Origin of the sequence: Apibacter sp. B3935, assembly GCF_009827705.1 — a bacterium.
Taxonomy (GTDB): domain Bacteria; phylum Bacteroidota; class Bacteroidia; order Flavobacteriales; family Weeksellaceae; genus Apibacter.
Window position 1 is genome coordinate 229,396 of the sequence record NZ_WINL01000002.1, and the last position, 26,823, is coordinate 256,218.

Below are 26,823 nucleotides of genomic sequence, written 5' to 3' on the forward strand. Positions count from 1 at the left end.
TCTAAATTTTTTTGAACTTTACAACTTTTAAAGTTTAGCAATAAAAAAGCTATTTCATTTAAATGAAATAGCCTTTTAATCTTGTTAATTGTAAAAATTATTGTAAAAGTTTTTGAAGATTTAAAGCATCTGCATTTTGAGGATCCACAGATAATGTTTTGTTCAAATAAGTTTCTGCTTTATCTTTATTTCCTTCATGATATTCTTTGTAAGCGAAAAATGTATATGCAATAGCTAAATATGCTTTTTCATTGGCTGAATATTCTTTCTTCGGTTCAACCATATCAATATATTTTTGGAAGGCTTGAGCTGTAAGACCGCTTTTATCACTCGAATCATACGCGTATAATGCCATACCTTTTCCGGCATAAGCTACTTCCCAGGTAGGAATTAAAGAAATCAATTGATCCCATGAAGCAACAGAGCCTAAGTAATCTTTAGCTTCGTATTGTTCTAAAGCTAAATTATACCATGAAGTTGTATCGTTGGCATCAGCCGCAACCGATTTTTTCAAAGCCTCGATTTTGGAATTAGTTATAGATGCTTCTGTTTTAGCTCCCGGTTGTAAGGATAAAAGAATAGATTGATAATCATAAGTTTTATCTCCTTGACCGATGGCTTTGGTTAAATTCAGTATCGCGGTTTTGGTTAATTCCTCTTTTTCTTGTCCGCTTGCAGTTTTAAGTAATGAGGATTGTATTTTTCCTAAAACTCCATAATCTGAACCTTCTCTTTTTGATTCAGGAATGGTTTGTAAGTATTGATTTATATTTTTATAGGCTTCGGAAAAATCAGAATTTTCAATTAAATCCAATGCTTTTAGCTTAAATTTTAACGGATCGGATATATCATTCCAATTTTTAGTCAGTAAATCTAAAGACTTTGCATAATCCTTAATAAAATAGGAAACTTTAGCTAATTCAAATTGAGTCTCGGCATCGTTGTTCCCTGACAAAGAAATATATTTTTGTAAGTTTTTAAAAGCTTCATTATAATTACCGCTTCTCACATTAAAGTCTGACAAATATTTGTATGTTAATGGATAATTAGGATTAGCTGCTATGGCCTTGTCAAAATTTTCTGCAGCTAATTTTCCTTGTCCATTGGTTCGCCCCCATATGTTTCCTATTAATGCATAAGGTATGGATTTATCTTCGGCAATTCCTAAGGCTTTGGTATAATTGGAAACGGCCTTACCCGGATCTTTTTTTTCAAAATAGGCATTTCCTAAAACTATATAGTATTCGGAATTATCTTTATTCTTAACCAAGTCTAATAACTTTTGGCCATATTCGATACTTTTATCATAATCTGTACTTTCCGGCTTATTGGTAAATAATTGATAGGCTTTTGATATTTGAAATAATACATCCGCATTTTTGTACTTAGATCCTTTGGCGATGGATTCAAATTCTGCATTTGCTTCCGATTTTTTTCCTTGATATAATTTTATTATCGCCAATCCGATTTTGTTTAAATAAGATTTTGGATCTAAAGCCAAACCTTTATTAAAATATTGTGAAGCCTGTTCTAGATCAGGTTTAGAAATTGTTAAATAATATGCTCCTAAATAATAATAATTGTCTGCTGATGGTGATTGAGCTGCTAATTTTTCAAAAGTATTTTTAGCCTTGCTATATTGATCGCTTTCTAAATACTTAATACCTTCTTGAATACTTTGTGCATTCATAAATCCTGATAACATCAAAGCAGAGATTACAAATGTTGCACCTATTTCTTTTTTCGCGTAATTCATTCTAAATTTTTATTTATTTTTCTTTTTATTTTATTTTTAACTATTATTTGTATTCTAATAGTATTAAAATTATTTATTTTTTAAAACTTTTTTTTTCAGGATTAATATCAATGAAGCTCAATCCTTCTTTCATACAAATAATAGGGTTGAAGTCCTGCCCTTTTAACAATAAGCTGTCCTCTTTGAGAGCCACAAAATCTCGAAAAGCTGCTTCCTATTTTAAAACTGTTTTCAGCATTTAATAGAAAAACTCTTTTGGTGAAAGGGTATATACCTTCACGCAAATTAGGCACCGTTGGATCTATTAATTTACCATCCGCTCTTCTTATAGGCAATATTCTCACTTTTGAAAGGAACTCCTTCACTTCATTACTATTTTCTTCACTTAATACATCCAAACCAATAATTCCTATATGAGAACTATTTTTACTAATAAATTGGATTACCTCTTTTCCATCTGAAAACGAGTTAATTTTTTGATTTTTAGTAAGTTTAAACCCTATTTTTTTTTTTAAATTATTAAAATTACTTGAATTTCCTCCATCAAATACAAATTTACTATCATTTGAAATAATATTTGATTTTAAAGAAGTTTGGTCAATTTCTTTAATGGAACTTTCTTTTGACACAACAAAAATGGTTGCATCACATGCTATTTGTGTTGAAATATAAGTAACATTGATATGATTGTATAAAATTCCGGCTTCTTCTGAAGATAAATCCCTGGTAGTCATTGCTATGGGAACCTTACCGTTTAAAAGATCACCGATCACTAAATCTTCAACTTCCGGCTTGAATAAAATTTTTGTTTCGGGATAAGAGGATTGAAAAACTTCAACTAAAGCAGAGCCTAAATTCATAAGTGACGGATCAATAGCTAAAGTTATATTCCCTTGCCTATACGCTTGTTTCTTTTTTATATCTTCTTGGCACGAAATACATATAATTAAAAAAGCTAAAAATACTATGGATCTGATTATTAATCTATTGTTCATTTTGTCTAATATATTTAGTCGCTCGATAAGCTCTAAAAAAACCGTAAACTATTAATAATCCCCCTAAAATCCAAGAATATTCCGGTTCTAATTCAATAAAAAACTTTTTATAAACAATAATTAATATTCCTATTATAAAATACCCAATTCCAATAAATATGGAAAGTGATTTATAACTTAGCTTCATACTTCTTTTTTTGAAGAATTCTAAATAACAAATATAAAAATATTTATTTACTTATTTTTGCAGTTACTATTCTTATAATCTTTTTAAAAAATAAATTATATGGATTTTGTTATTAATACATTTTCAGACTTAGAAGATGTTGCTAAAGAAATAATTTCAAATTCAAAATATAAAATTTTTACACTTAAGGGAAATCTAGGTGCCGGAAAAACCACTTTAGTCAAATATTTATGCAAAACACTTGAATGTCCGGATACGATAACAAGTCCTACTTTTTCATTAGTAAATGAATACCTATGTCCTGCTGGTAGAATTTATCATTTTGATTTATATCGAATTAAATATATGGAAGAATTAATAAATATTGGTTTTTATGAATACATAGATTCCGATAATTATTGTTTTATAGAATGGCCGGATATATGTGAAAATGAATTACCTGAACATCATAAAATTTTATTAAATTTGATGGATCAAACCAGGCACTTAACATTTAACTAATATGGGTATTTATACACCTTTTTCCGAAGAAGAGCTGATTCCCCTGGAGGAACGAATTGAAGTGATAAAAAAAGGAGGAAAATGCAGTATTGGTATTCCTAAAGAAGATCATTTGATTGAAAGCAGGATTGCTCTCACTCCCGATGCTGTATCGGTTCTAAGCTCTAATGGTATTGAAATCATAATGGAAAGTGGAGCCGGTTTAGGGGCTCATTATTCCGATGCTTTATATTGCGAAGCAGGGGCAAAAATTTCATACGACCCTAAAGAGGTTCTGTCTCAACCCATCATTTTAAAAGTTGAACCTTTATCCATAGATCAGATAAAGCACTTGCAGCCAAGTTCCTATTTGATTTCTGCTGTACAAATAAATACTCAATGCAAAGAATATTTCGAAGAACTTTCTAAAAAAAAGATTACGGCTTTAGGATTTGAATACATTCGAGACAGCCATAATGAATTATCCATTGTACGACTTATTGGTGAAATAGCCGGAGTTTCCAGCATACTTATCGCCGCTGAATTACTATCTTCTACTCATGGGGGAAATGGTCTTTTACTAGGAGGAATAACCGGCGTTAGACCATCCAACGTAGTAATTATAGGAGCAGGAAATGTGGGAGAAAGCGCCGCACGTTCGGCTTTAGGGTTAGGAGCCACCGTAAAAGTTTTTGACAATTCTCTTACTCGACTTAGAAGATTTCAAGAATTACTGGGACGACGGTTATATACATCTACGATAGACCCGAAAGAGCTCAGCAAAGCGTTAATTCGCTGCGATGTTGCCATTGGTTGTTTAAAGGGAGAACTTAGAGCTCCGATTATTGTACCTGAAAATACTGTTAAAAGAATGAAACCGGGATCTGTTGTCATTGATATAAGCATTGATAACGGAGGAGTTTTTGAAACCTCAGAAATAAATGCTAAAAATGAAGCTTTTATTAAACATGAAGTCCTACATTATTGTGTTCCCAACATCACTTCTAAATTTGCAAGAACCGCTTCAAAAGCTTTAAGTAATTTCTTTTTAAGTTATTTTCTTAATCTGAACAATCAAGGAGGATTTGAAGCTATGTTTAGAAAAAACCGTGGAATTTGTCAGGGCATTTATATGTACAAAGGCAGAATTACCAATAGACAGATAGCTTCTTGGTACGACCTGCCGTACCAAGACATTCATTTACTAATTATTTAAGCATGTCATTTTCTAAAAGATTAAGACTCTATTTTACGGGCTTTTTTATGGGTCTTGTATTTATATTATTTGTATTTGGTAATAAGGTATTTTCTTGGTCATATTTGCCCAATGACAGGGTTTTAGCTGAAATACAAACCAAACCTTTAAAATTTTCAAATCAAAGTCAGGAAAGTCTTAAACTAAAAAAAATATCTCTCAATTTTATAAAAGATACAGTTCTTAGTAAAGGTAAAATAAATTTTAAGATGAGTAATGCTCAAGCATTGCCTTGTCCTCATTATGTCCTTCATTATGAAAGCTTAAAAGTTACATTTACTAAATGCAAAGACACGGTAGTCATAAACACGATTGATTAATCCTATTAAGGATTTTTTAACATAAAATTCCGTTTGTACAATTTTTTCCTATCTTTACAATCTAAATGTAAAACAGAATATATGAGATGGTTTACTAGACAGAAAAAAAACATCAGTACTGACATTAGCGAAAAGAGGGAGGTTCCTGAGGGATTATACTATAAAACTCCATCCGGGAAAATTATTGAAACTGATCAATTAACAGCTAATTTCTATGTAAGTCCGGAAGATGATTTTCATGTTAGAATTGGTAGTTCCCAATATTTCCAGATTTTATTTGATAATGGTAAATTTAAAGAACTTGATGTAAAAGTTCACAGCAAAGATTCATTAAATTTCGTCGATTCCAAACCGTATAAAGATCGATTAAAAGAAGCACAATCTAAAACTAATTTAACTGAAGCCATAAGAAATGCCGTAGGTAAAGTAAATGGAAAAGAAATTTATATTTCTTGTATGGATTTTAGTTTCATCGGGGGATCTGTGGGATCTGCGGTTGGAGAAAAAATAAGAAGAGCCATCGATTACTGTATTAAAAATAAGTTACCATATGTAATTATAAGTCAATCCGGCGGTGCTAGAATGCAAGAAGCAGGGCTATCTTTAATGCAATTGGCTAAGGTTGAAGCTAAATTAGCTCAATTAAGTGATGCCGGACTTCCTTATATATCTGTACTAACAGATCCAACCTTTGGAGGAATAACTGCTTCATATGGTTCTACCGGTGATATTATAATTGCTGAACCCGGCGCATTAATCGGATTTGCAGGACCAAGAGTAATTAAAGAAACTATCGGAAAAGATTTACCTCCTGGTTTCCAATCTTCTGAATTCCTTTTAGAAAAAGGCTTTATAGACATTATCGCACACAGAAAAGATTTAAAAAATACCATTTCACATTGTGTTGACATGTTAATGAATAAAGAAGTTAAATAAAATATAAAAAACAAAGAAAAAGCTAATAATTATTAGCTTTTCTTTTTTTAAACCATTACCTAAAAATTTATAATCTCCTCAAATAAATGACCCTTAATTATATTTGGATTGCCTTTATTATCTTATCTTTTTTTGTAGGAATTCTTAAGTTCGTGTTTTTAGGAGATACGGTAATCTTTAAACATATGGTTGACGGGTTGTTTAGTACGACCAAAGTTGCAGTAATGGATATAGCTTTGCCTTTGGCAGGAATGATGACTTTCTGGTTAGGAATAATGAAAATTGGTGAAAATGCAGGTGCTATACGTTTTCTCTCTAAACTGGTATCTCCTTTTTTTTCCAAATTATTTCCTTCCATTCCCAAAGGTCATCCTGCAATAGGAAATATGATGATGAATTTTAGTGCCAATCTTCTTGGGCTGGATAATGCCGCCACTCCTTTAGGGTTAAAAGCAATGGACAGTTTGCAAACACTGAATACTAAAAAAGATACTGCAACGGATGCACAGATCATGTTTTTAGTTTTGCATACCTCGGGATTAACATTAATCCCGACTTCCATTATGCTCTACCGTTATTTAAATGGCGCACAAGATCCCACCGATATATTCGTACCGTGTATTGTTGGAACTTTTTGCACTACTTTATTTGGTATAATTATAGTAGGAATTAAACAACGCTTAAACCTATTTAGTCGCCAAATATTGATTGGTTTATTAGGGGCTCTTGTAATGATTTTTGGTCTTTCCTACTTCATTAAATATTCCACAGATTCTCGAACAAAATATGCTGTTGAGTATGTATCTCATATCACCCCTCAAACTGTATCCGGTGAAAATGTGACTACAGAAGATTTCGTTAACTTATATCCTGATTCATTTCAGAAGGAGATTAACATAAAAGATAAAAAAATAACTCCTGAGTTGATCCGTAAAACTAACCAAGAATATATAAATTTTGAGCGTGGTACAGCCTCTCGAGTGATTAGCAACGTACTTTTATTACTAATTCCCGTTGTATTTATTACAGGCGCTTTTATAAAAAAAATAAATGTTTTTGATAGTTTTATTGATGGTGCTAAAGAAGGTTTCGGAGTATCTGTAAAAATAATTCCTTATTTAGTAGCCATGTTAGCTGCTATCAGTTTATTGAGAACCAGCGGTATAATGGATTATCTAATTAATTCTATTTCTTATTGTTTATCCTCGTTTCATATTAATACCGATTTTTTACCTGCACTACCTACTGCTTTAATGAAGCCCCTTAGTGGGAGTGGTAGCCGTGCATTAATGATTGAGGCCATGCAAAATTATGGTGCTGATTCTTTTGTAGGAAGACTTACCTGTATATTTCAGGGAAGTGCTGATACTACTTTCTATATAGTTGCCCTTTATTTTGGAAGTGTAGGTATTAAAAGAATTAGATATTCTCTTTCTGCAGGTTTGCTGACCGATTTATTAGGCGTAATCACAGCCATTTTTATTACCTATTTTTTCTTTGGGTAGCCATTAACTATAAATATGTTAATTTTTTTAACACATCATCGAACTCCTATAACAATATTTTTCTTAATTAAATATTAATATCTTTGCACCTGTTAATATTTAATTTTTCTTTGTTCCTATGAATGATTTTAGTTGGGGCCAATTAGTTAATCCGGAGTTTTATATAAAGTTAGGCGGTATTTATTTAGTTTTATTTATAGTTTTTGCTGAAACAGGTCTCTTTGCCGGATTTTTCCTTCCCGGAGATAGTTTATTATTCCTCTCAGGTATATACAGTAAGGAATTAATACGAGAAATTTTTTATATTGAATCAGATTTTTTAAGTGTTTTTTTATTATCGTGCTTAATTTCAATTGCCGGTATAATTGGCAACGAAATAGGCTATTGGTTTGGAAAAAAAAGCGGAACTTATCTTTATAATAAAAAAGATACCTTTTTATTCAAAAAAAAATATCTTTTCCAAGCAAAAGAATTTTATGAAAAACATGGGGGAAGAGCAATTATTCTTGCTCGGTTTTTACCTATTTTAAGAACATTTGCACCTATAATTGCCGGAATTGTTCAGATGAATAAGGGAAAATACTTATTTTATAATGTTTTAGGATCAACGGCTTGGTCTTTTTCCTTATTATTTGCGGGACATTACCTTTACCAAATATTCCTTAATGAATTTAATTTCGATTTGAAACGTCATATTGAAACTATAGTATTAGTAATGGTTATAGTAACCACCGCCCCTGTAGTAGTTAAGTTATTTTTCCAAAAAAATAAAGATATTTCAGAAAATTAATGTAAAAAACTAATAGATATATATAATTTTAAAAATTATATATATCTACCAGCTGCTTTTAGTTGCAATAAATTATTGAATGTTTAATTTTACTTAATTCAATAATTTTTATACTTTTAGAAAAGTTTAAAATTAAATTTATAGTATAATTGGAAGGACCTCTCCTTTCATTTGACAAATTAATAGATTTTTTGTACATTGAATATTGTTCTTTACTAGTTATTATAGTATAGATAACGATATTACATTAAATTTTATTATTGTAAATGAATGTTAAATTTTTGGTCTCAATTAGTTTTCTTAGATTTAAAATTGCATATCTCATTCTACCTAATGCCGTATTAATTCCGACATTTGTTTCTTCTGCAATTTCTTTGAAGCTTAAACCTTTATAAAAGCGTAATTCTAAAACTTCTTTTTGATCTTCAGAAAGTTCATTTATAAGCCTTTTAAGATCCAGGTTAATTTGCTCATTAATAATCAATTCTTCAATGGATTGTTCCGAAACCGTAACAAAATCAAATATATTATATTCTTCGTTCGGTCCACTCGATTCATTAATAAATTTGGTTTTATTCGAAACTCTAAAATGATCAATAATTAAGTTATGTGAAATTCTCAAAACCCAAGGTAAAAATTTGCCTTCTTCATTATATTTTTTCTCTTTTAAAGTTAAAATAACCTTTATAAAAACATCTTGAAATAGATCTTCTGCAAGCTCAGGATTATTTACCTTTCGATTAATATAATTATATATCCTTAACTTATGCCTATTCAATAATATTTTAAGAGCATTTTCATTACCATTAATATAAGAATGAACTAATTCACAGTCAGTTCTTTTTATCATTACTTATGATATTTGATAGTTAACTAAAGTAAAAATCTATTCAATACATTTAAATTCTTTAAACTTATAAAACTTTCTTAATGAGCAAATGTATACATAAATTTTTAAAAAAACCTAAAAACTGTTAATGAAATTATAATATTTTATTTATGCAACATAAATTTGTTTTATTTTTTCTTATTTATTATGTAAACGTCTATTATTACTATCAAAACTCATATGCCAAATTATAAAATCAAAACTTTTGCTTTAGTAATATAATTTTTAAAATATAGAACAAATTTATATATTGCAACTTGAAATCTAAATATTAATATGAATAAGATAAAATACCAATTAGAATTTGCTATGAAATGTTCCACCACTCTTTTATTTGAATATATTGGAACTTCTTCAGGTATGAGTGAGTGGTTAGCAGATGACGTAATTGAAAGAGGAGATAAATTTACTTTTGTATGGGGTGATCAAGAAGAATCAGCCAACTTAATACGATATAAAGAAGAATCTTTTGTGCGTTTCAGATGGGAAGAAGATGAAGGAACCAAATATTTTTGGGAACTTGCCATACATGTTGATGATGTAACCAGTGACGTAGCTCTTGTAATTACTGATTTTGCCGAAGAAAGCGACTTAGAACACTCTAAATTATATTGGGAAAATTTAATTGAAGACCTAAAAAAGATTATAGGTTCTTAAATAATATAATTACTCCCCGTACTAGGGCCAATAAAAAAACCACTAACACAAAAATACTAATGATTTAGTATGAAAATTATTTTCAATCAAAAATGTATTGAAGAAAATCAATTAGTAATCAATTACACTGAAAACAATTATTTTTCCGGGGATTTTGTAAATGGTTTCTGTTGGCTATTTCAAAATAAACTCCTTTATTGGGAATATGTATATTTCCAATTGATGGCATCCATGAGAAAAATGAGGATAGATATACCTCTAGCTTTTACTCCGGAATTATTTGAAGATCAAATTAAAATACTTTCTGAGAAATTAAACACCACAGAAGGTAGAGTAAAAATAACAATCTATAGAAATATCCAAAATCATCCCCCTTCATTTATAATACAAATTTTACCCCATAAAAATTTCTTTGTGACTACTGAAAATGAAGTTGATGTTTATAAAGAAATTCTTATATATCCCAATTTATTGTCTGATTTATTAATTTATCAGCCTCTTAATAGCATAGCAGAACAATATGCAAGAGAAAATGAGTTACAGGACGTTATTTTGCTGAATAGTGAAAAAAGAATAGCTAGATCTGTATTAGGTAACATATTTTTAATTCAAGATAATATGATAGTTTCCCCTCCCACTGCGGAAGGTGCCATCCAATCTGTTTTAAAGAAAAATTACATCCTTTTTCTACGTGAAAAAACAAATTACATCTTTAAAGAAGCACCAATATCTCCTTTCGAAGCTCAATCTGCAGATGAATTTTTTATACTTAGTGATGAAAATGGATTACTGCCCGTTACCCGGTTGAGAAAAAAAGTTTTTAAAAAAGATCAAACTCGTTTATTGACAAAAAAATTTATCGGTTATTCTTTAGAATAGTTAGTAACTCAAAATATCTGTTTTGTTTTAAATAAAAAAAGGTCGCATAAGCGACCTCAAACTAAAACCACAAAAAAATGAGAAAGCGATTACATTTAAGTAATCATGTCTTGAAAGATCATTAAAAATCTTTTTAAAGATATCTCTTACTTTCTTGATGCAAAAATAATCTAATTATGGTTCTATAAAGGGTTTTATCAATAAAATTATTTTATAGTGTAAATAGTACGTTTTTTATTACCCCTCAATTTTAGATAGATAAACACGCTAAAGTGTAAAATAAAATTTAAGCTTGTACTATAAAAATAGTGGGTTCTTTGTGAAAATTTGGTTTTTTAGCTTTCCAATCTTTGCAATATAAAGTTTTAATAGATTCGTTGGGAAGAGTAACATTCGTGGCAATACATAAAGAAGTTTTTGGATTTAAGTATTTAATCAAGTCATCAAATAACGCTTGATTTCGATACGGAGTTTCCATAAATATTTGCGCTGATCCTTGATTTCTGCTCACCTTTTCAAGATTTACTATTGTCTTTTTCCTTTCATTAGAATCTATGGGAAAATAACCGTTAAAAGCAAAACTTTGACCATTTAAGCCACTGGCTATTAAGGCTAATATGATGGAAGAAGGACCTGTAATAGGAACTACTCGAATATCGTGTCTGTGACACCAAGAAACTAAAATATTACCCGGATCTGCTATGCAAGGTAATCCCGCTTCTGAAATTAATCCAACATCCTCCCCGTTTTTCAAAGGCTGTGAAAGATATTCCAATTCCTCTTCCGTGGTTCTTTTATCTAAAATTGAAACACTTAATTCGCTTTGATTTATATCCGGACATAAAAATTTAATAAATTTTCTGGCCGATTTTTGATTTTCAGCAACAAAAAATTTTAACGTATGTAATAATTCGATTTCTCTCGGAGAAAATATATCTTTGGGTGAGGTTTCACCTAAATAGGCAGGAAGTAAATATAATACAGCCATAATTATTTTTTACTAAACTTTTTTCTTCTTACAAATATAAAAGAACCTCCTACGATACTGACTAAAACTATAGGAACCCCTAAATTTAACCATTGCCAATACGATTTTTCCTGAACAATTAGAGGCTTATTCAACATTCTCATTTGTACCGTCCTGTTTCTTAAAAGCATTAAACCGTGATCATCTAATAAATAGTCCAGGGCGTTTATTAAAAATTCTTCGTTTCCATAAGTAATACCTGTTGAATAATCAAAACCTAAAGGCAAAGGTTGACCTTTTATCACCTGATTTCTTGCTATGTCACCATCGGATATAACGATCATCTTATTATTATTTGACCGGTCCACAAAATTTTTAATTCCACTAGACTCTATCCTATCCTTGTATGCAGAGGTAAATTTCCCTTCAAGCAAAACTGCCAATATTTTAGGTCCTTTATTGTATTCGTTCCAATTTACGTTTTCTCTTTCAAATAACTTTGCTTCCTCAAGTGATATATAGGAGGGTACTCCTTGAAGCGCGGTATAGGAAGAACTTTGATAGAGAATTGTTTTTTTAACTCCGGGAGTATCTAAAGTATCAATGGAAGTAGGAAACTGAAAAGATACCGGATTAATATTTTTGGTTATCGGATGATTATTTAATGAAAATCCCATAGGAAAATATACCCAAGGAACTCTTGCATTTTGTGCATTCCCTTGTATTTCCCCAACCTGTAAATTTATATAAGTAGGATTTTTTATATCCTTAACAATTCCGGAATTTATCCTTACTCCGTAAGAAAATAATAAATCAGTTAAATTAAGATCATACGGATAAGCCAATATTTTACTGGACTTAAGCAAAGTATCCATTTCGGCATTAACTTGATCAATTGCCCATAGTGTTTTACCTCCACTCATGATATATTGGTCAATCGTTAATTTTTCCTTATCAGTAAAAGCCTTTCTTGGTTTAGCAATCAGTATGGCGTCAAATTTTTTAAGAGTTGGTAAATCCTGAAGTGACAAGGTCTGACTATCTTTAGGAAAAATAGGTCCGAAGTTATAACTTTGATGAATCCTGTTAGCCAGGCTGAACATTTCCAATCGATTCAGTTCTTTTTGATTTACTAAAATGCCTACACTTTTCAAACGTTTATTGGATAACTTATCAATAGCACTTATAAAACCGTATTCCAGATTTTCGATAGATTTAGCCATTTGCTCATCTCCTGTTATTCCTGCCTGAGAAATTATTAACGGTACTGTTTGCCCATTGCCTTTATATTTTATGGTTGCATAAGGAAATAAAATTAGTTGAGATGATGCTCCATCTTTTTCAACCCGCAAAGCCGAAGGAGCCATTCCCATAGCTTCTAATGTCTCTTGTGAAAATTTTTCCTTTATTGGATCTATTAATTGAAAATTAATATTGGAATTTAACCTTTTAAATTCATCCAGCAGACTGAGAGTTTCAGATTGCAATTGTTTAAAATCCGCGGGAAAATCTCCTTCTAAATATACATCAATCTGCATGGGCTCATCAATTTTTTTTAATACTTGACGAGTACTTTCAGTTAACGTATATCGTTTATCCGAAGTTAAGTCAAACCTTTTATAAAAAAAACCACTAGCCAATATAAGACCTGCAATAAGTAGGAATACTAAGCTAATATTTATCTTTTTTAAATATCTCATTACTTTTTGCTGTTGATTATTCGAATCGATAATAAAAGAAATCCAACTATTACAAAGATAAAATAACCTATATCTCTTGTATCTACAATCCCTTTGGTAAAACTGGTATAATGTTGAAAAAATCCTATTTTTTGCAGGGTATAATCTAAATTCCCTAACAGATTATACGATGCTAAATTTTCAAATCCATAAAAACAAATAAAACAAAAAAAGACACCCGTTACAAACGCTAATACCTGATTTTTTACTAAGGAAGAACAAAAAATACCAATTGAAGCAAAGGTCATAGACAAAAAGAGTAATCCGATATATCCGCTAACAATGATTCCTGAATCTATATTTCCTTTCGGTAAACTTAAATTATTAATCGTATAAACAAAGGTAAAAGTAGGAAGTAAAGAAAATAAGACTAGAATTAGAATCGCCCAATATTTACCTAAAACAATAGATGAAACAGACAATGGTTGAGAAAATAACCAGACCAAAGTACCGTTTTGCTCTTCTTCCGCAATGCTTTTCATTGTCAAGGCAGGTAATAGGAACATCAATACCCAGGGAGCAAGTATAAAAAAGTTATTTAATGTAGCCAATCCTACATTGAAAACATTAAAATCATTATCGAAAAACCATAAAAATAAAGAACAGATTAACAAGAAAGCAGCTGAAACAATATAAGCGCCTAATGTTCCAAAATATGCCCAAAGTTCTTTTTTAAAAATTGAAAACATACGATTCTTACTTTTTCTTTTTTCTGTTAACTAATTTAACAACTAACATAATTACAAGAACCAGAACAATAAAACTGATCAATAAGCTTAGCCACATTCCCATAAAATATTGTTTGAAAATAACTATAAATATTACAGCAAATAAAATAATAGTAGCAACTTCATTCATCATACGGAGCTTAATAGAAGTTGTATTGAATTTTCCAGCCTTTATTCTCCTAATACACCTCCAACTCCAGTAATGATATAGAGCCAATGCTCCAACAAATACCAGTTTGATATGGAACCAAGGTTCTCTTAAAATGTAAAAAGTAATATCCCCGCGAGTATTAATCATCATTAATGTTCCGGTTATAAGCATTATTATTCCTGCCGGAACCGTTATGATATCCCATAAACGAGAAATCATATATATGTATTGCTTTCTAAGAATATCACGCTCAAGCTCCGGTTTTTCATTGGTATCTATAAAGTAAACAAATAAACGTATTAAGTAAAAAATCCCCGCAAAATAGCTTACCATAAAAATAATGTGAATCGCTTTTAAGGCAAAATAACTGGGAATATCAGGAATATGCATTATACAATCAATTTTGAATGCGAATTTAATAAATTTAATATTATCAATATTTTAATATATAACCTTGTGAACAGGTTATATATACACACCATATATTTAAGCTAAAATTATAGTTCTTTGAATATTTGAATAATTGATATAACTTTTGGTAATAAAGAAATAAGTAAACATTGCTTAACCATCCTATCAATTTTATAAATAAAATTGTAATAAAATTAGCATTATACTGAATAAATGTAAAATTTTAGGCATTTTTTTTGAAAATAACTTTAAACATATGTATTTAGATAGCATACATTAGTATCAAAAAATTGTGTTATTATTTCAATTAATTAATCATTTATATAATTCTGTTTATGAAAAATGCTTTACATCCTAAGAAAAATGTTGCCGTATGGGTAGGAATCATTTCAGGAATCATTTCAGGTTTTATCAAATTCGGTTGGGAAGTTCCATTTCCTCCCCGTACTCCCGAAAGAGATATGACCAATCCACCACAACACCTCCTGGAACAACTGGGAATGTCTCATGACCTCTCCCATCTCATGTATTATTTTAATGATAATCCGCGACCGATCATGAGCTTTATTATTCATTTTTCCTTCTCAATTATCTGTGCAATAATCTATTGCTTAGTTGCAGAATATTATCCTAAAATTAAATTATGGCAGGGGACAGCCTATGGAATATTTATTTACATAATGTTCCATATTATTATAATGCCAATACTGGGAACGGTACCTGCCCCGTGGGATCAGCCTTTTGCAGAACATTTCTCTGAATTTTTCGGACATACGTTCTGGACCTGGATAATTGAAATTACGCGTAGAGATTTACGAAACCGAATTACGAAACAACCGGATTCCGAAATCCCTCTTACTTCTCCTTTCAGGTAAAAATTTTATATTTCAATATACATGTAAAAAGGAGCATATGTTTTATGCTCTTTTTTTACCTTATTTACCTAAAAAAAAATCAAAACATTTCTATACCTTTGTTTTAAAAATAAGACATAAAGAAATGAAACCCGGAATTCCTAAAGGCACCAGAGATTTTACCGCTAAAGAATTACAAAAGAGAAGATACATAATTACTAAGTTACAATCCAATTTTGAAAAATTTTGCTTTCAACCGTTGGAAACTCCTTCTTTTGAAAATTTAGATACATTAACCGGTAAATATGGAGAAGAAGGAGACCGTTTAATTTTTAAAATATTAAACAGCGGTGATTTTCTAGCTGAAGCGAAAAAAAAGAATCCGGATATGTCTCAATGGAGTTCAAAAAATATAATTGGTTCCATTTCGGAAAAAGCTTTGCGGTATGATCTTACCGTACCTTTTGCGCGTTATGTTGCCATGAATCACGGGCAACTTCCCCTACCTTTCAAAAGATACCAAATACAACCGGTTTGGAGAGCAGATCGTCCTCAAAAAGGACGATATCGTGAATTTTGTCAATGCGATGCCGATATCGTTGGTTCAGCCAGTTTGTGGCATGAAGTAAATCTTACTTTATTATATGATTCGGCTTTTTCGGATTTACATATCCCTATTGAAATTCATGTAAACAACCGAAAGTTATTGGCAGCTGTCGCTCAATATGCATCTATCGAAAATCAATTAATCGATTTTACCGTTGCTTTGGACAAGTTGGACAAGATTGGTTTGGATAAAGTTTTAGAAGAAATGTCAACTAAAGGTATTGGACAAGATTCTTTACAAAAACTTATTCCGATTATTGAACTTTCAGGAACTTTTGAAGAAAAAATTTCTCAACTTAAAGATATACTCACAGATATTGAAATAGGGCAAGAAGGTATACAAGAAATGGAATTTATCTACAATCGGGTAAAAGAAATTGGTCTTACCTCTGCAGAACTGATCTTCAACCTCACCCTAGCGCGAGGTTTGGATTATTATACCGGAACTATTTATGAGGTGAAAGCTAAAAATATCTCCATGGGATCAATTGGCGGAGGTGGACGATATGACAACCTCACCGAAATATTCGGCGTTAAAAACATGCCGGGAGTAGGTATTTCTTTCGGATTAGACCGAATATATTTGGTTATGGAAGAGCTTAATCTTTTTCCTGAGGCTACGTTACACCAAAAACAAATTCTTTTTTTCAATTTCGGTGAGAATGAATGTCTTCAAGCATTGAAACTAATTAAAGAACTTAGAAGTAAAAACATTGCTTGTGATTTATATCCTGAAAAATCTAAACTTCAAAAACAATTTACCTACGCAGAAAAAAAGGAAATATCTTTCGTAGCCTTTTATGGAGAAGATGAAATTAATACGAATACAGTAACACTTAAAAATATAAAAACAGGCGATCAGAAAAATTTATCTATTGATGAAATTGAAGAATTTTTATCTTAACTTTAATGGGTTTTATCTCAAATGATTCACGAAATTACAGTTATGTAACTAGTAATTAATCACATAAAAGCTTTTAAAATTGGCATATTTTTAGATTGGTTTTTCTTTGTTAATTAATTTAATAAAACCAAAATAATAATGAACAAGTTTTTAACTTTAGCATTTCTAGTAATGCTGTCCACATCTGCCTTTGCTCAATCCGGAAGAAAAGAAATGAATAAAGAATACGGCAGACAATATAAAGAGATAGGCAAAAATCAAAATTTATCCGGATATGAAAAAGCACAAAAAAAACGTGAACTTTCACTTAAACAAAAACAAGATAATTTAAATTACTCGAACTCTCATGATCATGTATACGATCGCCACTCAGAGCTTGCCGACAAAAAGAAGAAAGAGTTGGACGCTCAAATTGATCAATTAGAAGAAAGATATAAAAGAGATAAAGAAAGGATTGAAAACAATCGTCAATTAAGCAAAAATGAAATAAAAATTCAAAAAAACGAACTTGAGAGAACATATAAAGATAAAAAAAATGAATTAATTAGAGAAAAGAAAGCGATTAAGAAATAGATTTTATTAATGAAATAAAAAATAATTTCTTTATTTAAAAAATAGCATTTAACTTTATCTTATGAAATATTTTAAATTACTATTTTTTCTCTCAATGCCTTTTTGCATTCTAAAAGCGCAAACGCAAAGTTTAGAAAAAAAAATCCATTCCATTACTAAAAATAAGAAAGCCACTGTGGGTGTGGCCGTAATTTTCGACGGAAAGGATACCTTAACAGTTAATAACGATATGGAGTATCCGGCGATGAGCGTTTTTAAATTTCATCAAGCACTTGCTTTGTTGGACTATATGAACAAAAATTTACTTTCTTTGGAATCTAATATTTATCTGAAAAAATCAGACATAAAAAAAGATACTTACAGCCCTTTAGCAAAAGAGCATCCGGAAGGCAATTTTACTATTCCTATTGGCGATTTGTTAAATTATACGGTTTCCAAAAGTGACAACAACGCCTCTGATGCTTTATATTATTATATGAACGGTACTAAAATGACAGATCTGTATTTACGTACACTAGGAAGTAAAAATTTTTCCATTCAAGCAACCGAAGAGGAAATGAGCAAAGATTTTAATAACCAATATATAAATTGGACGACTCCGTTGGAAGCTGCTCGTTTATTGGATATTTTTATAAATAAAGATATCTTTTGTAAAAATTATAAAGATTTCTTATTCCAAGCATTGACTGAATCTGAAACAGGTTCGGATAAGTTAAAAGCTCTTTTACCTAAAAAAGTTTTAATTGGACATAAATCCGGCAGTTCTTCCCGAAATTTTGAAGGTTTAAAAGCCGCCGATAACGACATCGGTTTTGTTTATTTACCCAATGGGAAACAATATTCTATTGCAGTATTTATTAAAGATTCCAAAGAAGATGACAAAACCAATGCTCGAATGATTGCCGATATTTCTCAGGTAGTATATAACTTTTATAAAAATAAATAATTTTTCATTTTAAAATGTTACATATATCAAACCGGAATGATTTTTAAAAATCATTCCGGTTTTTTAAAACTAACAATAACTAGATATTACGCTATTTCCTTTCTAATTTCATCCAAAAATTCCAATTCAGAACGTGGAATTAATTTTTTAGCTATATCCAATAGATTATATATATCTGTACGCACCTCTTCTTCTAATTTTTCTTCTCTAAAAAACAACGATTTTTGTGAAATATGAATAATGGAGTAAAGCAAAGCTCCCAACTGCACATAATTTTCAAACGCAACTCCCGATTCAATATCCTCTGTTCCTCGAGAAGATTGTAAATAATGACGCGCTTTATCAAGCCAAAAATCTTTAGTATTTGTCATTCTCATTTGTTATTATACTGTCAAAATTAGCTCATTATTGAGATGGTATTTTACAAGTACTTACTTGTATAATACAATTAATGAGATGTATTTCACAAATACATTATTTTTAGCCGTATTTTTAGTATTTTTGTATACATAAATAAATAGTAACACATAATGAAATTAGATATTGCTCCTCAAAAAACACATCATGGTAGAAATATCAAACGATTGCGCGAAATGTTAGGAATTAAACAAGAGGCGATTGCTATTGATTTGGATATTACCCAACAATCCGTTTCTGAACTTGAGCAAAAAGAATTTATCGATGATTCTACACTAAAAAAAGTAGCCAAAACTCTTAATGTTCCTATTGATGCTATTAAAAATATGAATGATGAAGCAACTTTTAATTATATCAATACTTTTAATGATAAAGTAGAAAGTTCATTTTTAAATAATCCAATAAATTGTACCTTCAATCCTATTGATAAAATTGTAGAACTCTATAACGAAAAGGAGGCTTTATACGAGCGCATGCTGAAAGAAAAAGATGGATTATTGGAAAAGTTATTGAATAAATAAAGGATTTCAATTTAGATAATAGTTTAAAGAGGTTTTAGTGTTAAAATCTCTTTTTTATTTTTAAAATAGATTCTTTTACTTTAAACACAATAATAAAAGCAAAAGCTTAGCTAGGATTTAACATTAACTTTATTAATATAAAATATTTTTTAATTAATATTATACCATCAATCACAAATAAATTGATTTTTTAATGTTAAAAAAATATTTTTTTCAAATTAAATTTGCATTTAAATTCATTCTATATTTAAATTATATATTAAATTTATTTTATTATATATGTTATGTAAATTCATAAATATGAAAAAGAAATTTAATAAACTTATAACTAATTTTAATCTTCCTAAAAATAATTTTTTTATAGGAATTGGAAGTATATTAAATGTATTCGGTTTCTATTATGATTATAATTATTCTAAAACTTATAAAAAAACAGATTTTGAAGCAATTTTTTCAGATTGGAAAAATGTAGGTGAAGATATAATAACGGCTGAAAAAAAATTTTTAAAAAAAAATAAATATATTTTATATAATAATTAAAAATTTTTTATCCTTACTATGAACGATTACTTATGAATGAGACAGAAGTTAATAATAATGCTTTCAACGAATCTGATAATGACGAAAGTTCAGGTCATGAACCAAATCTATCAAACATAGAAAGAAGTATTAAAGAAAATTTCCCAAAAATTTATAAAATTATTCCAGATGAGGATAAAAATAGTTTTTTTGGATTCATAGGAAATTCATCTTCGATATCTTTTACTGAACAGAAATTACATTCAGGTCCTATCCCATCTCCAGAATCTTTAGATAAATATAATTCTATAATACCCAATGGCGCAGATAGAATTATGAAAATGGCTGAAAATCAATCACAACATAGAATGAAAATCGAAGAAAGAGAAATTAACTCTCAATATAGACAAAATGTCTTAGGTCAAATTTTTGGATTTATAATCAGTATTTTGGGTATTGTAGGAGGAATAATTTCAGGAATATACGGTTCTCATTGGGTTGGCGGAATAATCGGAGGAGGAACGGTCGTAAGTTTGGCGACCGTGTTTGTATTAGGTAAAAAATATCAAAATAATAATAATTAATTATATTTTCAATTTCATTTAGAACTAATTATTTTAGTTCTAAATTTTTTATAAATAACGTATAATCATTAATTTAATTTTATCATTCATTTTTAATTATTTATGAATTGCTCTTTTTTCGGTAGCTTCTAAGGCAGCCTCTTTTATGGCTTCAGCATACGTAGGATGTGCATGGCTCATTCTAGCTATATCTTCAGCTGATGCTCTATATTCTAATAAAGTCACGGCATCCGCAATTAAATCGGCGGCACGAGCGGCTATCATATGAATTCCCAAAACTTCATCGGTTGCCTCATCAGCCAATATTTTTACAAATCCGTCCGTATCGCCACTGGCTCGAGCCCTTCCTAATGCACGAATGGGAAATTGTCCTATTTTGAAACTACGCCCCTCCTCTAACAATTGTTCTTCTGTTTTTCCCACTCCCGCAACTTCCGGCCAGGTATATACCACAGCGGGTATAAGATTATAATCTATATGAGGTTTTTGTCCTGCTAACTGTTCGGCAACTAAAACTCCTTCTTCTTCCGCCTTGTGTGCCAACATAGGTCCACGAACCACATCTCCTATAGCATAAATATTCGGAATATTCGTTTGCAAATGTTCATTTACTTTTATTCTTCCTTGATCATCCAATTCAATACCTGCCTTTTCCAATCCAAGATTTTCAGTATAGGGTTTTCTTCCGACAGCGACTAAACAATAATCACCCTCAAACCTGATTTCCTTACCATTCTTTTCCACTGCTTGAACAAATATTTTATCTCCCTTAAGTTCTATCTTGGTAACTTGAGTGGATAAAGAAAATTTCATTCCCTGTTTTTTTAACACTTTAAGTAATTCCTTAGATAAACCGCCATCCATTGTAGGAATTAACCGGTCTAAAAATTCTATGACGGTCACTTCTGCTCCCAACCTTTTGTATACAGATCCTAGTTCTAATCCGATAACTCCTCCCCCGATAACCAATAAATGCTTAGGTATTTCTTTAAGATTTAATGCCTCTGTTGAAGTGATCAAACGTTCTTTATCTGCGGGAGCAAACGGAAGGTTTGCAGGTTTAGAACCGGTGGCTATAATGAAATATCGAGCTTCCAGGTTTTTTATATTTCCTTTCTCATCTTTAACTTCCAATTGATTGGAAGACTTAAAAGTACCCATACCATGAAAAACCGTAATCTTATTTTTATCCATTAAATAATCGATTCCCTTACTTGTTTGTTCAACGACTTCATTTTTCCGTTGAATCATTCTGCTAAAATCAATCGTTGGCTTAGTAATTTCAATTCCGAAGTCTTTAAATTGGTGTAAAGCTTTATCATAAAGCTCGGAAGCATCTAACAAGGATTTAGAAGGAATACATCCCACATGTAAACAGGTGCCTCCTAAATGGGAATATTTTTCTACCAATGCGGTTTTAAATCCTAATTGTGCACAACGAATGGCTGAGACATACCCCCCGGGCCCCGATCCAATGATTACTATATCGAAATCACTCATGATTTATTTTTCTACTGGGTTGGAATTCAAAGATAAAAAATATACGTTCAATTTATACATCTCAACTAAACAATTTTTTAAATTTAAAATTACTTAGCCTATACCTTTACATAACGTATTTACCATAGTTAAACAGTAAAAGGTCTTAATAGAAATTATTTCCATTTCCAATCCAACATTCTTTTATACGGAATCGATTTTGATTCTGCTAAATCAGTAAGAGTTTTAGTAAGTGAGTCTATAGCTTCAATTTGAGATTTAGGAATAATAATATTTCTTCCTCTGTCTAATTTTATAAAAAAATGCGAGGGAATTTCATAGATTAGTTCTATATTGGAAATAGGAATTTTTCCTTCATTTTCACCGTTGGAAAGGATTATATCATCCGTTGAAAAAGTAAGTCCAATGGTCTCTAATTGAGTTTTATTAAAATTTCTATAAACAAAACGTTTATAAAATCTTTTATATATCCAGCGGGAATAAATCGGATAAATAAATATAAAACCAATTCCAAATACTCCAAAATAAGCGGCTAATGCATAGTTTTTTAAAAAAACAAAAATTACAGCAAGTACAAAAAAAGCGGAAGTCCATAAAAGTAGGCCTTTTTTCCTTTGTTGTTTTACTACTTCATTCATTGAAGCACTAAAAAGCTGATGAGTAAGATAATCATCTGCTGAAATTTTATAAGTATATGTATAATCTTTCATAATTGTAAATGTATGAAATCCGTTGTATTTATGTTAGTGATTTAATAAGTAAGAATTAAATACGTATAAATAAATATTCCTATCTTCCTATATTATAAAAATTAATTTATAATTGTAACTAGTAAAGATAGGAATAAGTATATGTCCCGTTAGTAACGGAAGCATATTATGGTTATATTTTCTTTAAAAGAGATTTTAATTCAACATTCTCTCCTAAAATAGTGCGTAAGGAATCTACTGAAACTCTTTCCTGTTTCATAGTATCTCTGTTTCTTATAGTAACCGTATGATCGGAAAGCGTATCATGATCTACGGTAATACAGTAAGGAGTACCGATAGCATCTTGTCTTCTATATCGTTTACCAATGGCGTCTTTATCTTCATACATTACATTATAATCAAATTTCAAATCATTGAAAATCTTTTCTGCATATTCCGGCAATCCATCTTTTTTAAGTAATGGAAATATAGCTACTTTATTAGGCGCTAAAGCAGGAGGCAAACTTAAAACAACTCTTGATGAGCCATCTTCCAATGTTTCGTCTTTTAAACATTTAGATAAAAGAGCTAAAAACATTCGGTCTAATCCTATAGAAGTTTCCACTACATAAGGAACATAACTTTTATTTTGTTCCGGATCGAAATATTGAAGTTTTTTACCGGAATATTTTTCATGTGCCGATAAATCAAAATCGGTTCTGGAATGGATACCTTCCAATTCTTTAAATCCGAATGGAAAATTAAATTCAATATCGGTGGCAGCGTTTGCGTAATGCGCTAACTTTTCATGATCGTGAAATCTATAGTTATCTTTACCCAATCCTAAAGCTAAATGCCAATTTAAACGTTTTTCTTTCCATTCTTTAAAATAAGACAATTCTGTGCCCGGAGGAACAAAAAATTGCATTTCCATCTGTTCAAACTCTCTCATCCTAAAAATGAATTGTCTTGCCACAATTTCATTTCTAAACGCTTTACCAATTTGTGCAATTCCAAAAGGTAATTTTTTTCTTCCTGTCTTTTGAACATTTAGGTAATTTACAAAAATTCCTTGTGCCGTTTCAGGTCTTAAATATAAATCGGTAGCAGAATCAGCAGTAGAGCCTAATTTTGTCCCAAACATTAAATTAAACTGACGAACTTCTGTCCAATTTTTAGAACCTGTTTCGGGATCACCAATTTCCAGTTCTTCGATTAAAGCTTTAGTATCTGCTAAATTAGTTTCCAAAGATTTAGCTAATCTTTGTATGATATCTGCTTTTTGCTTTCTATATTCTAAAACTTTAGGATTAGTAGTCTCAAACTGTTCCAAATCAAAAGCTTCTCCGAATCGTTTTCTTGCCTTTTCAATTTCTTTTTTGGCTTTATCTTCAAATTTCTCCGCAAAATCTTCCACTAAAACATCCGCACGAAATCTCTTTTTACTGTCTTTATTGTCAATTAACGGATCATTAAACGCATCAACATGTCCGGAAGCCTTCCAGATAGTAGGATGCATAAATATAGCAGAATCCAATCCCAAAATATTTTCATTCAACTGCACCATTGCTTTCCACCAATACTGTTTAATATTGTTTTTTAATTCAACACCATTTTGACCGTAATCGTAAATGGCTGATAATCCGTCATAAACTTCACTGGAAGGAAAAACAAACCCATATTCCTTGGCATGGGCAACTACCTTTTTTAAAACATCTTCTTGAGATTTCATATATATACTTGGTTAGATATTTATATTCAACGTTCAAATTTACTATAAAAAATGAGATATTACCCTATAACTGTTATATACCTCTATCAGGGAAAACAAAATATATCTAATAATTAAACCGAATCTTTCGTTGATATTAAAAATAAATTTGTGTTTGCAAATTATCTTCATATATTTGCACTTCGAAAATAAATGAAGAACAAAAAAGAGATGTTATTATGTTAATTATTCCAGTAAAAGATGGAGAGTCTATTGATAAAGCTCTAAAAAAATATAAAAGAAAATACGATAAAACCGGTGTTGTTAAAGAATTAAGAAAAAGACAACAGTTTATTAAGCCTTCTGTTACTAAAAGACAACAGGTAATTAGAGCAGCTTACAAACAAAGATTGCAAAGTCAAGAAGAAGCATAAGAAACTTTTTCTATAAAATATTAGCCTATTTTTCGAAATTATTTTTAATTTTGAAAAGTAGGCTTTTTATATGTTACAAAAATTTCTTGAATACCTTACCTTAGAGAAACATTATTCTCCTCTTACCATACAAAGTTATGAAAGAGATTTGCTGGATCTTCAAAGCTTTCTTTTAGAATCTGAAAGCATTTCTGATGCAGAACATGCTACTGCCAAACAACTAAGGAATTTCATTATTTATCTATCCAATAAAAATTTATCGGAAAAATCCATCAATAGAAAAATTTCTTCTATAAGAAGCTTTTATAAATTTTTGCTTAAAATTGGTTATTTGGATATAAATCCAACCATACACTTAAAAAATCTTAAACAAAAGAAAAAAGTTCTACTCCCTTACACTGAAGATGAAATTTATTCCATCGAAACTTATATAAATTCTTGTGAGGCAGGAAAAGATAATTCAGATTCCTTTGAAACTCTTAGAAACCATCTCATTTTTGAGATATTTTATCAAACAGGTATCAGAAGAATGGAGCTTCTGCAACTTAAAACTTCAACAATCGATTTAAAGAATCACACGATTAGAGTTACAGGAAAAAGAAATAAGGAAAGATTAATTCCTATAACTCAAAAATTATCAGAGCAAATAAATGCATTTCTAGCCTATAAAATCAATTTTGGTATACCTTATGAATATCTATTTACCAATAAAAACGGTAAAATTTTAAGTGAAAAGTATGTATATAACCTGATTCATAGATATGTTAGCATGGTAACTACTAAGGATAAAAAAAGTCCGCATATGCTTCGTCATACCTTTGCAAGTCATCTCTTACACAACGGAGCTGAAATCAATTCCATAAAAGAATTACTGGGTCACAGTAGTTTAGCAGCTACACAGGTATATACTCATAATACTATAGAAGATTTAAAAAAAGTATTCAACCGGTCCCATCCTTTTGGGCTTAAAAATAAAAAAGATGAAAATTAACGTACAAGCAGTAAATTTTAATGCACAAGACACCCTATTGGCATTTTTAAATAAAAAAGTATTAAAATTAGATAAATATTACGATAAAATTATCAATGCTAATATATTCCTAAAATTGGAAAACGTTGGAAATAAAGAAAATAAGACTACAGAAATCGTTTTAGAAGTTCCCGGTGATGAATTAGTAGCTAAAAAAACGTCCCCTACATTTGAAGAAAGTATTGACTTAGCCTGTGAAGCCGCTAAAAAGATGATACTCAAAAGGAAAGAAAAAATGTAGGTAAAAAATCATATTTTTTTTTCATAAAAATTTGGAAATATTAAAAATTTATCTACCTTTGCAATCCGTTAGACGAAGATAATGATCTTAGAAAAATAACGAAATATTTTCTTTGAAATAAAAAATTTAATGCCGGTATAGCTCAGTTGGCCAGAGCACGTGATTTGTAATCTCGGGGTCGTGGGTTCGAATCCCTCTACCGGCTCGTTTTTGAAGGGGAGATACTCAAGCGGCCAACGAGGACAGACTGTAAATCTGTTGGTTTTTACCTTCGGAGGTTCGAATCCTCCTCTCCCCACAAAAAAAATAAAAAAAATTTTGTAATTCAAAAAAAAAATTCTACCTTTGCAACCGAATTACAAAGGTAATCAAAAAATAAGCGGAAGTAGCTCAGTTGGTAGAGCGTCAGCCTTCCAAGCTGAATGTCGCGAGTTCGACCCTCGTCTTCCGCTCAATTTTTTAACAGCCGATGTAGCTCAGGGGTAGAGCGCTTCCTTGGTAAGGACGAGGTCACGGGTTCAATTCCCGTCATTGGCTCTCAATTATCCAAACATACAATCACAAATTTTATTAATAAGCCTAAACTTTCTTAAAGACATATTTACAAAACAGTTGTTTATAAAAAAGTATTTATTTTTTATAAGCTATT

General features: G+C 30.4%; 30 protein-coding genes and 4 tRNA genes. 22 read left to right on the forward strand and 12 right to left on the reverse strand.

The annotated features are described in order from the left end of the window. Positions 1-97: 97 nt before the first annotated feature. From GFV00_RS03865 to GFV00_RS03875, 3 genes are all read right to left on the reverse strand, one after another. Positions 98-1,756: a hypothetical protein gene (locus GFV00_RS03865; protein ID WP_160557143.1), complete on the reverse strand. Its 1,659-nt coding sequence runs from the start codon at positions 1,754-1,756 to the stop codon at positions 98-100. Positions 1,757-1,863: 107 nt separating this feature from the next. After that, positions 1,864-2,751: a PstS family phosphate ABC transporter substrate-binding protein gene (locus GFV00_RS03870; RefSeq protein WP_160557142.1), complete on the reverse strand. Its 888-nt coding sequence runs from the start codon at positions 2,749-2,751 to the stop codon at positions 1,864-1,866. Continuing rightward, the gene (locus GFV00_RS03875) at positions 2,741-2,938 is read right to left on the reverse strand and encodes a C4-dicarboxylate ABC transporter (protein ID WP_105298037.1); all 198 of its coding nucleotides are present in this window, start codon (positions 2,936-2,938) and stop codon (positions 2,741-2,743) included. The genes GFV00_RS03870 and GFV00_RS03875 overlap by 11 nt, the downstream gene beginning before the upstream one ends. 99 nt (positions 2,939-3,037) lie before the next feature. On the opposite strand from GFV00_RS03875, the gene tsaE reads away from it, so the two are divergent. The 6 genes from tsaE to GFV00_RS03905 all read left to right on the forward strand — a co-directional run bounded on the left by tsaE (position 3,038) and on the right by GFV00_RS03905 (position 8,224). Continuing rightward, complete coding sequence (gene tsaE, locus GFV00_RS03880; protein WP_160557141.1) at positions 3,038-3,439, forward strand: tRNA (adenosine(37)-N6)-threonylcarbamoyltransferase complex ATPase subunit type 1 TsaE; 402 nt, start codon at positions 3,038-3,040, stop codon at positions 3,437-3,439. 1 nt (position 3,440) lies between these two features. Next, on the forward strand, positions 3,441-4,634 hold the full coding sequence (locus tag GFV00_RS03885; RefSeq protein WP_160557140.1) for an alanine dehydrogenase: 1,194 nt from the start codon (positions 3,441-3,443) through the stop codon (positions 4,632-4,634). Between the two features lie 2 nt (positions 4,635-4,636). Then, on the forward strand, positions 4,637-4,993 hold the full coding sequence (locus GFV00_RS03890; RefSeq protein ID WP_160557139.1) for a DUF4258 domain-containing protein: 357 nt from the start codon (positions 4,637-4,639) through the stop codon (positions 4,991-4,993). An 81-nt stretch (positions 4,994-5,074) separates the two neighbouring features. Beyond that, positions 5,075-5,929, forward strand: coding sequence for an acetyl-CoA carboxylase, carboxyltransferase subunit beta (gene accD / locus GFV00_RS03895; RefSeq protein WP_105298041.1), 855 nt, complete (start codon positions 5,075-5,077; stop codon positions 5,927-5,929). An 86-nt stretch (positions 5,930-6,015) separates the two neighbouring features. Continuing rightward, positions 6,016-7,434, forward strand: a complete 1,419-nt coding sequence (locus GFV00_RS09695) for a nucleoside recognition domain-containing protein (RefSeq protein WP_221411012.1) — start codon at positions 6,016-6,018, stop codon at positions 7,432-7,434. A 118-nt stretch (positions 7,435-7,552) separates the two neighbouring features. Further along, the gene (locus GFV00_RS03905) at positions 7,553-8,224 is read left to right on the forward strand and encodes a DedA family protein (protein WP_160557138.1); all 672 of its coding nucleotides are present in this window, start codon (positions 7,553-7,555) and stop codon (positions 8,222-8,224) included. A gap of 247 nt (positions 8,225-8,471) precedes the next feature. Here GFV00_RS03905 and GFV00_RS03910 read toward each other — a convergent pair whose 3' ends face one another. Continuing rightward, positions 8,472-9,074 (reverse strand): RNA polymerase sigma factor, encoded by a 603-nt coding sequence (locus tag GFV00_RS03910; RefSeq protein WP_160557137.1) that lies wholly within the window; start codon positions 9,072-9,074, stop codon positions 8,472-8,474. 315 nt (positions 9,075-9,389) lie between these two features. Here GFV00_RS03910 and GFV00_RS03915 point away from each other — a divergent pair, with 315 nt between their 5' ends. Both GFV00_RS03915 and GFV00_RS03920 read left to right on the forward strand, forming a co-directional pair. Further along, entirely contained in the window at positions 9,390-9,770 is a 381-nt protein-coding gene (locus GFV00_RS03915; protein ID WP_105298045.1) for an START-like domain-containing protein, read from the forward strand. Between the two features lie 69 nt (positions 9,771-9,839). Next, a complete protein-coding gene (locus tag GFV00_RS03920) occupies positions 9,840-10,649 on the forward strand; it encodes an aminotransferase class IV (RefSeq protein WP_160557136.1) in 810 nt (269 codons plus the stop codon). 286 nt (positions 10,650-10,935) lie between these two features. Here the strand turns inward: GFV00_RS03920 and GFV00_RS03925 are convergent, their stop codons facing one another. The 4 genes from GFV00_RS03925 to GFV00_RS03940 are packed head-to-tail and all read right to left on the reverse strand — an operon-like array spanning position 10,936 to position 14,624. After that, positions 10,936-11,637 (reverse strand): SAM-dependent methyltransferase, encoded by a 702-nt coding sequence (locus tag GFV00_RS03925; protein WP_160557135.1) that lies wholly within the window; start codon positions 11,635-11,637, stop codon positions 10,936-10,938. Positions 11,638-11,639: 2 nt separating this feature from the next. Beyond that, positions 11,640-13,316, reverse strand: a complete 1,677-nt coding sequence (gene gldG, locus GFV00_RS03930; protein WP_160557134.1) for a gliding motility-associated ABC transporter substrate-binding protein GldG — start codon at positions 13,314-13,316, stop codon at positions 11,640-11,642. Continuing rightward, positions 13,316-14,044, reverse strand: coding sequence for an ABC transporter permease subunit (locus GFV00_RS03935; protein WP_160557133.1), 729 nt, complete (start codon positions 14,042-14,044; stop codon positions 13,316-13,318). The genes gldG and GFV00_RS03935 overlap by 1 nt, the downstream gene beginning before the upstream one ends. A 7-nt stretch (positions 14,045-14,051) precedes the next feature. Next, a complete protein-coding gene (locus GFV00_RS03940; protein ID WP_160557132.1) occupies positions 14,052-14,624 on the reverse strand; it encodes a CopD family protein in 573 nt (190 codons plus the stop codon). A gap of 356 nt (positions 14,625-14,980) precedes the next feature. Between GFV00_RS03940 and GFV00_RS03945 the strand changes: the two genes are divergently transcribed. From GFV00_RS03945 to bla, 4 genes are all read left to right on the forward strand, one after another. Then, positions 14,981-15,520: a DUF1440 domain-containing protein gene (locus tag GFV00_RS03945; protein WP_160557131.1), complete on the forward strand. Its 540-nt coding sequence runs from the start codon at positions 14,981-14,983 to the stop codon at positions 15,518-15,520. A 124-nt stretch (positions 15,521-15,644) separates the two neighbouring features. After that, a complete protein-coding gene (hisS, locus tag GFV00_RS03950) occupies positions 15,645-17,009 on the forward strand; it encodes a histidine--tRNA ligase (RefSeq protein ID WP_160557302.1) in 1,365 nt (454 codons plus the stop codon). A 138-nt stretch (positions 17,010-17,147) separates the two neighbouring features. Continuing rightward, positions 17,148-17,582, forward strand: coding sequence for a hypothetical protein (locus tag GFV00_RS03955; protein ID WP_160557130.1), 435 nt, complete (start codon positions 17,148-17,150; stop codon positions 17,580-17,582). Positions 17,583-17,643: 61 nt separating this feature from the next. Continuing rightward, the gene (gene bla / locus GFV00_RS03960; protein WP_160557129.1) at positions 17,644-18,528 is read left to right on the forward strand and encodes a class A beta-lactamase, subclass A2; all 885 of its coding nucleotides are present in this window, start codon (positions 17,644-17,646) and stop codon (positions 18,526-18,528) included. A gap of 86 nt (positions 18,529-18,614) precedes the next feature. On the opposite strand, the gene GFV00_RS03965 is transcribed toward bla, so the two are convergent. Further along, on the reverse strand, positions 18,615-18,899 hold the full coding sequence (locus tag GFV00_RS03965; protein WP_160557128.1) for a hypothetical protein: 285 nt from the start codon (positions 18,897-18,899) through the stop codon (positions 18,615-18,617). A gap of 159 nt (positions 18,900-19,058) precedes the next feature. Between GFV00_RS03965 and GFV00_RS03970 the strand changes: the two genes are divergently transcribed. The 3 genes from GFV00_RS03970 to GFV00_RS03980 all read left to right on the forward strand — a co-directional run bounded on the left by GFV00_RS03970 (position 19,059) and on the right by GFV00_RS03980 (position 20,569). Continuing rightward, entirely contained in the window at positions 19,059-19,466 is a 408-nt protein-coding gene (locus GFV00_RS03970; RefSeq protein ID WP_160557127.1) for a helix-turn-helix domain-containing protein, read from the forward strand. 300 nt (positions 19,467-19,766) lie between these two features. Next, positions 19,767-20,006, forward strand: a complete 240-nt coding sequence (locus GFV00_RS03975) for a hypothetical protein (protein ID WP_160557126.1) — start codon at positions 19,767-19,769, stop codon at positions 20,004-20,006. A gap of 32 nt (positions 20,007-20,038) precedes the next feature. Further along, complete coding sequence (locus GFV00_RS03980; RefSeq protein ID WP_160557125.1) at positions 20,039-20,569, forward strand: DUF2335 domain-containing protein; 531 nt, start codon at positions 20,039-20,041, stop codon at positions 20,567-20,569. Positions 20,570-20,665: 96 nt separating this feature from the next. Here the strand turns inward: GFV00_RS03980 and lpdA are convergent, their stop codons facing one another. From lpdA to GFV00_RS03995, 3 genes are all read right to left on the reverse strand, one after another. Beyond that, positions 20,666-22,069 carry a dihydrolipoyl dehydrogenase gene (lpdA, locus tag GFV00_RS03985; RefSeq protein WP_160557124.1) on the reverse strand — a complete coding sequence of 468 codons (1,404 nt, stop codon included), beginning with the start codon at positions 22,067-22,069 and terminating at the stop codon, positions 20,666-20,668. Positions 22,070-22,224: 155 nt separating this feature from the next. After that, complete coding sequence (locus GFV00_RS03990; RefSeq protein ID WP_160557123.1) at positions 22,225-22,779, reverse strand: YcxB family protein; 555 nt, start codon at positions 22,777-22,779, stop codon at positions 22,225-22,227. Between the two features lie 172 nt (positions 22,780-22,951). Beyond that, on the reverse strand, positions 22,952-24,490 hold the full coding sequence (locus GFV00_RS03995) for a glycine--tRNA ligase (RefSeq protein ID WP_160557122.1): 1,539 nt from the start codon (positions 24,488-24,490) through the stop codon (positions 22,952-22,954). Between the two features lie 218 nt (positions 24,491-24,708). Here GFV00_RS03995 and rpsU point away from each other — a divergent pair, with 218 nt between their 5' ends. The 7 genes from rpsU to GFV00_RS04030 all read left to right on the forward strand — a co-directional run bounded on the left by rpsU (position 24,709) and on the right by GFV00_RS04030 (position 26,711). Next, the gene (gene rpsU, locus GFV00_RS04000) at positions 24,709-24,903 is read left to right on the forward strand and encodes a 30S ribosomal protein S21 (protein WP_055425292.1); all 195 of its coding nucleotides are present in this window, start codon (positions 24,709-24,711) and stop codon (positions 24,901-24,903) included. A gap of 70 nt (positions 24,904-24,973) precedes the next feature. After that, the gene (locus GFV00_RS04005) at positions 24,974-25,894 is read left to right on the forward strand and encodes a tyrosine-type recombinase/integrase (RefSeq protein ID WP_160557121.1); all 921 of its coding nucleotides are present in this window, start codon (positions 24,974-24,976) and stop codon (positions 25,892-25,894) included. Then, positions 25,884-26,174 (forward strand): ribosome hibernation-promoting factor, HPF/YfiA family, encoded by a 291-nt coding sequence (gene hpf / locus GFV00_RS04010; protein ID WP_160557120.1) that lies wholly within the window; start codon positions 25,884-25,886, stop codon positions 26,172-26,174. Before GFV00_RS04005 ends, hpf begins: the two co-directional genes overlap by 11 nt. 131 nt (positions 26,175-26,305) lie before the next feature. Beyond that, a tRNA-Thr gene (locus GFV00_RS04015) sits at positions 26,306-26,379 on the forward strand. Positions 26,380-26,389: 10 nt separating this feature from the next. Continuing rightward, positions 26,390-26,472 (forward strand) — tRNA-Tyr (locus GFV00_RS04020). Positions 26,473-26,553: 81 nt separating this feature from the next. Beyond that, positions 26,554-26,626: transfer RNA gene (locus tag GFV00_RS04025), tRNA-Gly, on the forward strand. Positions 26,627-26,639: 13 nt separating this feature from the next. Further along, positions 26,640-26,711, forward strand: a tRNA-Thr gene (locus tag GFV00_RS04030). Positions 26,712-26,823 lie beyond the last annotated feature (112 nt).